Annotated in this window: 13 protein-coding genes; 7 read left to right on the forward strand and 6 right to left on the reverse strand. The window is 71.8% G+C overall.

Features of this window, described 5'->3' with window-relative positions; genetic code table 11:
- Position 1 precedes the first annotated feature (1 nt).
- A complete protein-coding gene (locus AB0C73_RS26175) occupies positions 2-418 on the reverse strand; it encodes a hypothetical protein (protein ID WP_362534616.1) in 417 nt (138 codons plus the stop codon).
- A gap of 103 nt (positions 419-521) precedes the next feature.
- Here AB0C73_RS26175 and sigJ point away from each other — a divergent pair, with 103 nt between their 5' ends.
- On the forward strand, positions 522-1,475 hold the full coding sequence (sigJ, locus tag AB0C73_RS26180; RefSeq protein WP_362534618.1) for an RNA polymerase sigma factor SigJ: 954 nt from the start codon (positions 522-524) through the stop codon (positions 1,473-1,475).
- Here the strand turns inward: sigJ and AB0C73_RS26185 are convergent.
- Positions 1,447-2,685, reverse strand: a complete 1,239-nt coding sequence (locus tag AB0C73_RS26185; protein ID WP_362534619.1) for an FAD-dependent monooxygenase — start codon at positions 2,683-2,685, stop codon at positions 1,447-1,449. The genes sigJ and AB0C73_RS26185 overlap by 29 nt on opposite strands.
- Before the next feature lie 225 nt (positions 2,686-2,910).
- Here AB0C73_RS26185 and AB0C73_RS26190 point away from each other — a divergent pair, with 225 nt between their 5' ends.
- Entirely contained in the window at positions 2,911-3,372 is a 462-nt protein-coding gene (locus AB0C73_RS26190; RefSeq protein ID WP_362534622.1) for a hypothetical protein, read from the forward strand.
- A 650-nt stretch (positions 3,373-4,022) separates the two neighbouring features.
- Here AB0C73_RS26190 and AB0C73_RS26195 read toward each other — a convergent pair.
- Together AB0C73_RS26195 and AB0C73_RS26200 are read right to left on the reverse strand one after the other, a co-directional pair.
- Positions 4,023-4,385, reverse strand: coding sequence for a hypothetical protein (locus AB0C73_RS26195; RefSeq protein ID WP_362534623.1), 363 nt, complete (start codon positions 4,383-4,385; stop codon positions 4,023-4,025).
- Positions 4,382-4,624, reverse strand: a complete 243-nt coding sequence (locus AB0C73_RS26200) for a hypothetical protein (protein ID WP_362534625.1) — start codon at positions 4,622-4,624, stop codon at positions 4,382-4,384. Before AB0C73_RS26200 ends, AB0C73_RS26195 begins: the two co-directional genes overlap by 4 nt.
- A 134-nt stretch (positions 4,625-4,758) precedes the next feature.
- On the opposite strand from AB0C73_RS26200, the gene AB0C73_RS26205 reads away from it, so the two are divergent.
- From AB0C73_RS26205 to AB0C73_RS26220, 4 genes are read left to right on the forward strand one after another with little or no spacing between them, the layout of a single operon-like run.
- A complete protein-coding gene (locus AB0C73_RS26205) occupies positions 4,759-5,025 on the forward strand; it encodes a GntR family transcriptional regulator (RefSeq protein WP_362534628.1) in 267 nt (88 codons plus the stop codon).
- Between the two features lie 28 nt (positions 5,026-5,053).
- Positions 5,054-5,656: an NAD(P)H-dependent oxidoreductase gene (locus AB0C73_RS26210; protein WP_362534631.1), complete on the forward strand. Its 603-nt coding sequence runs from the start codon at positions 5,054-5,056 to the stop codon at positions 5,654-5,656.
- 31 nt (positions 5,657-5,687) lie between these two features.
- A complete protein-coding gene (locus AB0C73_RS26215) occupies positions 5,688-6,209 on the forward strand; it encodes a nucleoside deaminase (protein ID WP_362534633.1) in 522 nt (173 codons plus the stop codon).
- On the forward strand, positions 6,206-7,120 hold the full coding sequence (locus tag AB0C73_RS26220; RefSeq protein ID WP_362534634.1) for a 2-oxoglutarate and iron-dependent oxygenase domain-containing protein: 915 nt from the start codon (positions 6,206-6,208) through the stop codon (positions 7,118-7,120). The genes AB0C73_RS26215 and AB0C73_RS26220 overlap by 4 nt, the downstream gene beginning before the upstream one ends.
- Positions 7,121-7,123: 3 nt before the next feature.
- Here AB0C73_RS26220 and AB0C73_RS26225 read toward each other — a convergent pair whose 3' ends face one another.
- Both AB0C73_RS26225 and AB0C73_RS26230 read right to left on the reverse strand, forming a co-directional pair.
- Entirely contained in the window at positions 7,124-7,354 is a 231-nt protein-coding gene (locus AB0C73_RS26225; protein WP_362534636.1) for a hypothetical protein, read from the reverse strand.
- A 100-nt stretch (positions 7,355-7,454) separates the two neighbouring features.
- Positions 7,455-7,802: a hypothetical protein gene (locus AB0C73_RS26230; RefSeq protein ID WP_362534639.1), complete on the reverse strand. Its 348-nt coding sequence runs from the start codon at positions 7,800-7,802 to the stop codon at positions 7,455-7,457.
- Between the two features lie 160 nt (positions 7,803-7,962).
- Here AB0C73_RS26230 and AB0C73_RS26235 point away from each other — a divergent pair, with 160 nt between their 5' ends.
- Positions 7,963-8,946, forward strand: a complete 984-nt coding sequence (locus AB0C73_RS26235; RefSeq protein WP_362534642.1) for a LuxR C-terminal-related transcriptional regulator — start codon at positions 7,963-7,965, stop codon at positions 8,944-8,946.
- Positions 8,947-8,981: the final 35 nt, after the last annotated feature.

An 8,981-nucleotide genomic window follows, 5' to 3' on the forward strand; every position in this document is an offset into this window, starting at 1 on the left:
GCTACGAACGAGGGCTGATCCCGGTCCACGCGCCAGTGGGGCGTCCTGCCGATGGGGCCATCGGGGCCACCGATCGGCCCAGGTCGAGGACGCTCAGGCCGAACATGAGGACCCCGAGGGGTACATGCGCGGCAGGCAGGTGCGCGATGCCGAGCACCACCTGCACGGAGGCGAGGACGAGGAACCCGGTGGAGTACAGGACCGGCCGCGGCGAGCCGCCGCCCGGCTTCCAGGCGAGGACGGCGGCGAGCACGTAGAGCATCGTCGCCCCGTACATCACCCGCGCGCCCACGCTGTGCAACGTCTCGCCGTAGGAGGTGGCGAGGAGCAGCCCGGCGGTCGTCGCCTGGAAGAAGAGCGTGAGCGTCTGGAGGCCGATCGCGATCCGGGTGAACGTACGGGTACTGCTCTCGGTCATGACGAAATCCTTTTCGCTCGGGCCCTCGGAGGGTGTGTCGTATCCCCGACGACACAGCGCCGCGAAGTGTGAGGCGCGGGCGGAGAACGAGGGGGACGAAACAGTGGACGAGCCGAGCGACCTGGCCGGCGTCATCAGCGAGCGGCGCCACCTGATCAACCTGGCCTACCGGCTGCTCGGTTCGGTGGCCGAGGCCGAGGACGCGGTGCAGGAGACGTACGCGCGCTGGTACGGGCTGACGCGTGAACGGCAGGACGCGGTCGAGAACCCGGGCGCGTGGCTGACCACGGTCGCGACCCGGGTCTGTCTTGACCAGCTGGGCTCCGCGCGGGCCCGGCGCGAGCGCTATGTCGGCGAGTGGATCCCCGAGCCGCTGCCCGACCGCACCGAGTGGACGGGAGCGGCCGGCTCCGGGCCCGCCGACCCGGCGGACCGGATCACCCTGGACGAGTCCGTGAACATGGCCCTCCTCGTCGTCCTGGAGGCGATGACCCCGGCCGAACGGGTCGCCTTCGTCCTCCACGACGTCTTCCGCTACCCCTTCCCCGAGGTGGCCGCGATGGTCGGCCGCACCCCGGCCGCCTGCCGCCAGCTCGCCGCCTCGGCCCGCCGCCGCGTCCGGGGCACCACCCCGGACCCGGCCCCGGCCCCGTCACCGTCCACCGCGCCGGCCCGCCTGGTGCGCGCCTTCAAGGAGGCCTGGGAGGCCCAGGACATCGAGGCCCTGGTCGCCCTGCTCGCCCCGGACGCCACCCTGGTCGCCGACGGCGGCGGCCTGGCCGGCGCCGTCCTGCGCCCCCTCGAAGGCGCGGCCCGCATCGCCGACTACCTCCTCTTCATCGCCGCCAAGGCCCCCGGCCTCACCCTCCTGGAACGCACCGTCAACGGCACCCCCGGCCTGATCGCCCAGCACACCGGCACCACGGTCACCGTCGCCGCCCTCGAGGTCAGGGGCGACCGCGTCACGCGCATCTGGGCGGTCCGCAACCCGGAGAAGCTGGGACTGTGGCAGTCCGGGGAGGCAGAAGTCATCGAGGAGACACCGCGTAGTCCTTGAGCCGGAAGGCACCGACCTTTGCGAAGGCCTCCGCGAATGCCTCGTCCTCGTGCCTGGGGAGAGGCGCGGCCTGGTCCGCCGTCGCTTCTCGCTGTGCGCGCTTTGCGGCCTGGTTGATCAGTGCGATGTTCTGGTTGTCGGCCACGAAGTCACGCAACTCCCTCTCGTACGCGGCAAAAGCAGCGCCGTGGTCGCCGGGTGCGGCACCGAGCTCGCCCGCGAGGATGTACGCGGCGGTCATGGCCATCGTGGTCCCCTGGCCGGAGGCGGGCGACGCGCAGTAGCCCGCGTCGCCGAGGAGCGTCACCCGGCCGCGGGACCAGGTGTCCATGTGGATCTGTGCCAGCGCGTCGAGGTGGAAGTCGGGTGCGTTCCACATCTCCTTGAGCAGCCTCGGCATCTCCCAGCCGGCACCCTCGTACGCGCGGGCGACGAGGCGCTTCTGCTCGTCGGTGTCCCGCGGGAGGAAGGTCGCGGGCGGCTGGTCGGATTCGATTCCGATGAAGGCGCGGGCCTCCGTGTTGTCCCGCACACTCATCACCATCGCGCCCCAGACATCACGCCCCGGCATCTGGTAGATCACCTCCCAGCGGTCCAGGCCGAGATGGTTGGGAACCGTCCACACCCCCAGGTAACCACCCAGGTGGCGCAGGTAGTTCTCCTCCGGGCCGAAGACGAGTCCGCGCGTGTGGGAGTGCACGCCGTCGGCGCCGACGACCAGATCGAAGGCGCGTGACGCGCCGCTGTCGAACACGACCCGCACCTCGTCGTCGTCCTGTTCGAGCGTGGCGATGGAGTCCCCGAAGAGATACTCGATGCCGCTGCCGCTGCCGCCCGCGTCGTACAGGACCTGGGCAAGCTCGTCGCGCAGGATCTCCACGTCCGGGCTGCCGATCTGCCCGCCGCTCATGGTGTGTTCGGTGGTCCTGGACAGCTCGTTGCCGTCGCCGTCGACGATCGACATCCCGCGCAGGGCGGTACTCCGGCGGCGAATCTCCTCCAGTACCCCCATCCGCTCGGCGACTTCAAGAGCCGGGCCTCGTACGTCGATCGCCTGCCCGCCCGGCCGCAGCCCGATGGACCGCTCCACCACGGTGACGCGGAATCCGTACCGGTCCAGCCAGTAGGCGAGGGTGGGGCCGCCGATGCTGGCGCCGGAGATCAGGACGCTGATGTTCTTCGGGCTCTTCGATTCCCTGCGCGTGGACACTGTGTGCTCCTCGACCGTCTGCGGAACTTCCCTGCGTGCGAGACTGGTCGCCCCCTCCGACAAGCCACCGACGAGGCACGTACAGCCACCGACAAGGCACCGATGCCCCTCCCGGGACGGGTCGACTCGGGGCGCGGACAGGGGGCAGGCGGTGGGGAAGAACAAGCTGCGGGGGCAGGGGTTCACCCTCTGGGGCGTGGCGATGGGGCTGACCGTCTTGAGCGCATGCGCCGGCCCCTACCAGTACTTCGAGGGCACCTTCACGACGCCACGGCGGCCGAGGTCGCGGGAAGCTGGGAGAACATCGACGACACGCGACTGACACTCCGCCCGGACGGTACAGCCCTCCTGCAGCGGCTCGACGGCCAGTACTTCGACTTCGACGACGGCTGGCGGGTGTCCGGCACGGGGACCTGGGAGTTGACCGACGATGCCGACGGCCAGGACGTCCGTCTCACCATGACGACCCGGACCGGATCGGCGATGCGTGACACCACGGCCGCGCCCGGCACTTCGACCCCGGCCCCGCCACCCACGACGTACACGTGGCACTTCTACGTGGACCGCGATCAACACAGGGCGCTGAAGCTGTTCTTCTTCTACGGCGACCCCGACATCGGGAACACGTACGTCATGAGACGCCAGGCAGCGCCCCGCGCCACGGCCACCGCCTCCCGAAACAGCTAGGGCACGCCCCAGGGGATGGACCGTCGTTCCAATTACTTGACTCGATACAACCATTGACGCAATCGTTCTCCTGACCCTGTGCCCCTTCGACGGCTACCGCGATGAGGCCGCTCCTGCGCACTTGCCCGGGCCGTACGCGTCCGCAGGTCGCCTCACCAGTCACACGAGCCCCACTCGTCTCACCGAGAGCCTGGGATTCCGGACCTTGCACGCCCACCACCCCTCACACCCACCGGGAGTGATCAGCGGGGCATGCAGCCCGACCCTAAGACCGCCATCAGCCGCCGAGTCGGGCCCCAGCCACCCCATTTCGCCCCGGCGCACCCCTAAACGGCGGGCAAGTGGTCCTCAGACAGCAACCCCGAACCGAGCCCCCACCCACCGGGCAGCAGAACATCCCCGGCGCGGAGCGATACCCGGGCCCACCCACCACCGGGCCGCCACCCGCCCACGGCGGGGATGGCTACCCGGACCGTTCCGCGTGGCCGGGCCCCCGGGCCGCCCTCCGAGTGGTCAAAGGACCCCGGTGGCACCGGGTCAAGGGTGGGCGCAGCCCATCGCATCGCGACGCCGGAGGCGCCCTTGACGCGGGGACTCCGGGGGCCACACTCGGAAAGAGGGCGGCCGCACCAGAAGCTCACGCAGGGCCCTCACCCCCAGGAACCCAGCCCCCGACAGTGGCAGACGCACTCGCACACGAGGTAGCGGACTCCCGGTACGCCCGAATCGCGCGGCACATGGTCCCGGCAGCGGTCGTGGAGGCCGACGACGCAGCGGGGCGACCGGTACGCCGGCTCCTCCGCCGGTTCCAGGCGGCCACCCGCGAGCACGTGGGTGAAGAGGGACACGCTCACCGCGTCCGCGATCTCCGGTGTCACCCACCAGGCGTCGCCCGCGCGGTCGCGGTGCGGGCCTTCGTGGCCCGTGGCAAGCACGCAGACCGACCCCGCGCACACCGCCCGCATCACCTCGACGACGGCGATCGAAGGGCGCCGCGCCCCGCAGCGGCTCATCGGGCGACGCCGACGTGGGCGCCGACATGAGCGTGGATGTCGCGGTGGTCGATGTCCACCCCGACCGTGGCCAGCCACAACGCGCGCCGTCGCCTGCGCTGAGCCGCCCGCGTGCGGTGCCGGCCGGTGGGCGGCAGGGTCAGGGTCAGCAGCCAGAGGAGAGCGGGGACAAGGGCTCCGCCCAGGGTGTGCGCGATAAGGTGCCGCACGTCATCAACTCCGTTGAGGTTGGTGGCCATGCCCCGGGGCCGGTACCAGCGGCCGCCGGGGTCTTCGCTTGCGCAAAAACGCTAGCTCGGGTCCCAGCCCTCTGTATACAAGTGCAGACAGATCCACTCGATCGTGGAGTTGCGCACCGCTCTATGTTGGACGTATGAGCGAATCTTCCGCCGCAAGCGGCCCTCTGGACCCGCAGAGCGCCACCCCGCTCTACGTCCAGCTCGCCAATGCCATCGCCGAGCAGATCACCTCGGGCAGCCTCGCCCCCGATCGCCCGATCCCCTCCGAACACCGCCTGGCCGAGGAGTACGGCGTAGCCCGCCTCACCGCTCGGCGTGCCACCCAGGAACTACGGGAGCGCGGGCTCGTGATCACTGTCCGCGGCAAGGGCTCCTACGTCACGCCCTCCGCCGAGGAATAGCCCCGGAGACCTCGGAGTTGGCAGCGGCATGACCCTCGACCGCTCGTTCCTCTTCGTCCTCGGCAGCTCCCGCGCCGACGGCAACTCCGAGATACTCGCCCGCGCCGCCGCCGCGCATCTGCCCGCCGACGTCCCGCAGCGCTGGGTGGATCTGAACCGGATCGTGCTGCCCGACTTCCAGGACGGGCGGCACGAGACCGGCGACCGGCAGGTCACGGCGAACGAGGAGCTGTTGCGGCAGGCCACCATGGAGGCCACCGACATCGTCATCGTCTCGCCGCTCTACTGGTACAGCCTCTCCGCACAGGCCAAGCGCTACCTGGACTACTGGTCGGGCTGGCTGAACGTGCCCGGCTCGGACTTCAAGGGGCGGATGGCGGGCGGCACGCTGTGGGGGGTGACGGCCATGGCCGACGCCGATCACGTGGTCGCGGACGGCCTGGTGACCGGCCTGAGCCATTCGGCGGCCTATCTGCGGATGCACTTCGGCGGGGTCCTGACCGGGACGGGCTCCCGGCCCGGCCGGGTGCGGGCCGACGAGCAGGCGATGAACCGCGCCAGGACCTTCTTCCAGGGCGAGGCCCCGCTCGCCCGCTTCCCCTACGAGGAGCAGGCTGCCGCGGTCGTGTGATCTCGGCACCTCCCCGGGGAAGGCTCCCCGCATGGACCAGGAACAGGCCCGCCACTGGCTCACCACCGCGCTCGGTGAGGCGCGCGCCGGGCTCGCCGAGGGCGGGGTGCCGATCGGGGCCGCACTCTACGGCCCGGACGGGCGACTGCTCGGGCGCGGGCACAATCGGCGGGTGCAGGACGGGGATCCGTCGGCGCACGCGGAGACGGCCGCCTTCCGGGCGGCGGGCCGGCAGCGCTCGTACCGGGGTACGACGATGGTGACGACCCTGTCGCCGTGCTGGTACTGCTCCGGTCTGGTCCGGCAGTTCGGCATCTCGCGCGTGGTGGTCGGCGAGGCCCGCACCTTCCACGGCGGGCACGGCTGGCTGGCGGAGCACGGGGTGGAGGTGCTTGTCCTGGACGACCCCGAGTGCGTCGCGCTGATGAGCCGGTTCATCGCGGAGCACCCCGCCCTGTGGAGCGAGGACATCGGCGACGGCATCGGCGACGGCGTCGGCGCGGGAACTGGCGAGGGCATCGGCCGGGACAGCAGCCAGGAGCACCAATCATGAGCGAGGCCCGGCTTCCCGTCATCGATCTGCGGCTCCCGCCCGGCCCGCAGCTGCCGGCCGTCGACCGGGCCCTTCGCAGGGCCGGGTTCCTGCTGGTCAGCGGGCACGGGGTGGACCCCGGGCTGAGGGCGGAGATCCGGGCCGTCGCCCGGCGGTTCTTCCACCTCCCGGCCGCCGCCAAGGAGCCGTACGCGGTGAAGGTCGGCGGACGCGGCTGGCTCGGTCCCGGCGCCGAGGCGAACGGCTACGCCGAGGGCACGGCGACACCGCCCGACCTGAAGGAGTCGCTGTCCTTCGCGGCGGAGGAGCCGACCGGGGACCCGGCCGTGGACGCCGAGTGGTTCCTGCCGAACACCTGGCCTGCCGAGGTGCCGGAGCTCAGGCCGCTGGTGGAGACGTACCTGGCGCAGATGCGGGAGCTCTCGGACCACGTCCTCGACCTGCTCGGGCTCGCGCTCGGCGAGGAGCGGGACTTCTTCACCCGGCACACCGGGCACCCCACCTTCGGCTTCAACATCAACTGGTATCCGGGGCTCGACCGGACCGGGCCACCCGAGCCGGGGCAGTTCCGGATCGGGCCGCACACCGACTTCGGCACGGTGACGATCCTGGACCGGCAGGCGGGCCGGGGCGGGCTGCAGCTGTTCACCGACGAGGACGGCTGGCAGGACGCCCCGTACGACCCGGACGCCGACGCCTTCACCGTCAACATCGGGGATCTGATGGCCGGCTGGACAGGTGGCCGGTGGCGCTCCGGCCGACACCGGGTGCTGCCGCCGCCCGCGGAGGCTCCCACCGAGGAGCTGATGTCCCTCGTCTACTTCTACGAGTGCACGCCCGGCACCACGATCAACGGCATCGAGTCGCACGGCTACCTGCGGGCCCAGCTCGACGCCATCGCCACCGAGTGACCGCTACTGCCAGCCGAAGTCGTCCGTGCCAGTTCCCGTACCCGTGCCCGTACCCGTGCCCGTTCCCGTGCCGGTGACCGTGCCCAGGTCCACCCCCGCCACGACAGTGACCGCGGTCTGCGGCGCGGCGGGCTGAGCGCCGATGGCGCCGGCGGCGGCGGTCGTCGCGAGGAGGAGCGCGGTGGTGGCGGTGGCGAGAGCCGCGGCGGCCTTGAGGGTACGGAGGCTGGTCATGTCGGTCGGCCTTTCGGGTACGGGACGGCGAGGTCCGGCAGAGGAGTGAGGGAGTTCGGTGCCGGCGCTGCGCCCCGCGGTGGCGTCCTTCCGGCGATCTCTACTCTCGCCGTCGGCCGGGACCGGTGGAAGGGCCGACGGCTGGCCCCAAGAGGCCGTGTCCCAATGGGGCCAGGAGGGGCGCCTCCGCCCCGCTCAGCCGCCATCCGGCGAGCGCCGGGTGCCGCTCCACCAGGCGCCGGCAGAGCGCCGCCGCCCGGGACTCGGCCTCCGCCAGCGAACCGGCCAGCAGGAAGACGCCGAGCACGGGCAGCGGGAGGGCGTCCGGATGGGCGCTGACGTGCTCGACACGCTCCTCCGGGAGGGCGAGGGCGAGCGCCCGGACAGCAGCGTCCTCGGGCAGGAACTGCACGCCAGGAGGCCTGAGTTGGGCGTGGATCAGGTACATGCGTCCAGCCTGGCGGGCGTGGTGTCCAAAACCCAGCGACTCGCCGTGGCCCCTTCGAGCCGTGGCCGGAAGGGGCCTCCTGGGCCGCATTCCCTCCTCCCCGCCGGTACGGGCGTGCGAGTATGCGAGGGCAAGATCATCGAGGAGGGGGGCCTCTACTTTGTTCACGCTGCTGGGTCTCGACCAGGATTCGGAGTCGGTCTACCGGGGCATGCTCGCGCACCCCGAGGACGGCGTCGCCGCGATCGGCGCGCGGCTGGGGCTGCCGGAGGCGAGGGTGCGCGGCGCCCTCGACCGGCTCAGCGAGCTGGGCCTCGCCCGGCCCTCGTACGACAGCCCGGGGACGATCCGGGCGGTGAGTCCGGACGTCGGCATGGAGCTGCTGCTCGCCCGGCAGCAGGCCGAACTCCTCGCCCAGCAGCAGCGGGTGGAGGCGAGCCGGGCCGCCGCCGCCCGGCTGATCTCGGAGTACGCGGACCTGCGCCCCGGTTCGACCGAGCCCGGGGTGGAACACCTGATGGGTCTCGACCAGATCCGCGACCGGCTGTCCCTGCTCCACCGGGACGTCCGGGAAGAGGTGATGATCTTCGCCCCGGACGGCGAGCAGACCCCGGAGAACCTGGAGGCGTCCCGGCCCCTCGACCGGGCCCTGCTCGAACGGGGCATCCGGATGCGCACGGTGTACCTGGACAGCGTGCGCAACAGCCCGCACACCATGGCGTACGCGGAGTGGCTGGAGGGGCTGGGGAGACAGGCCCGGACGGTGCCGACCCTGCCGGTACGGATGATCATCACGGACCGGTCGACGGCCGTCATGCCGGTCAGCGACGACTCGGCCGCCGGTGCGGTGGTCCTCACCGGCCAGGGGACGCTCACCGCGCTCTGCGCTCTGTTCGAGTCCATCTGGGAGAAGGCCAGACCGCTGGGCACGGAGGCGAAGCGGGACGAGCGGGGGCTCACGGACACCGAGGAGACGACGCTGAAGCTGCTCGCCCTCGGCTTCACGGACGAGGCGATCGCGAAGCGGCTGGGAGTCTCCCACCGCACCGCCCGCCGGCACGCGACGACCCTGATGGAGCGGCTGGGGGCGCGGAGCCGTTTCGAGGCGGGGGTGCGCGCGGTGCAGCGGGGCTGGCTGACCTGACGGCCGCCACGGCCGGCCGACTGGTCGGCTGGTCG

Origin of the sequence: Streptomyces sp. NPDC048623 (assembly GCF_040650755.1) — a bacterium.
Lineage (GTDB): Bacteria > Actinomycetota > Actinomycetes > Streptomycetales > Streptomycetaceae > Streptomyces.

What these genes read in the sequence shown, in the direction of transcription:
- AB0C73_RS26225 (WP_362534636.1), bottom strand. Translation starts at nt 7,354, where the DNA reads ATGACCAGCCTCCGTACCCTCAAGGCCGCCGCGGCTCTCGCCACCGCC.
- AB0C73_RS26200 (WP_362534625.1), bottom strand. Translation starts at nt 4,624, where the DNA reads ATGGCCACCAACCTCAACGGAGTTGATGACGTGCGGCACCTTATCGCG.
- AB0C73_RS26175 (WP_362534616.1), bottom strand. Translation starts at nt 418, where the DNA reads ATGACCGAGAGCAGTACCCGTACGTTCACCCGGATCGCGATCGGCCTC.
- AB0C73_RS26210 (WP_362534631.1), top strand. Translation starts at nt 5,054, where the DNA reads ATGACCCTCGACCGCTCGTTCCTCTTCGTCCTCGGCAGCTCCCGCGCC.
- AB0C73_RS26205 (WP_362534628.1), top strand. Translation starts at nt 4,759, where the DNA reads ATGAGCGAATCTTCCGCCGCAAGCGGCCCTCTGGACCCGCAGAGCGCC.
- AB0C73_RS26195 (WP_362534623.1), bottom strand. Translation starts at nt 4,385, where the DNA reads ATGAGCCGCTGCGGGGCGCGGCGCCCTTCGATCGCCGTCGTCGAGGTG.
- AB0C73_RS26215 (WP_362534633.1), top strand. Translation starts at nt 5,688, where the DNA reads ATGGACCAGGAACAGGCCCGCCACTGGCTCACCACCGCGCTCGGTGAG.
- AB0C73_RS26190 (WP_362534622.1), top strand. Translation starts at nt 2,911, where the DNA reads ATGCGCCGGCCCCTACCAGTACTTCGAGGGCACCTTCACGACGCCACG.
- AB0C73_RS26220 (WP_362534634.1), top strand. Translation starts at nt 6,206, where the DNA reads ATGAGCGAGGCCCGGCTTCCCGTCATCGATCTGCGGCTCCCGCCCGGC.
- AB0C73_RS26230 (WP_362534639.1), bottom strand. Translation starts at nt 7,802, where the DNA reads ATGTACCTGATCCACGCCCAACTCAGGCCTCCTGGCGTGCAGTTCCTG.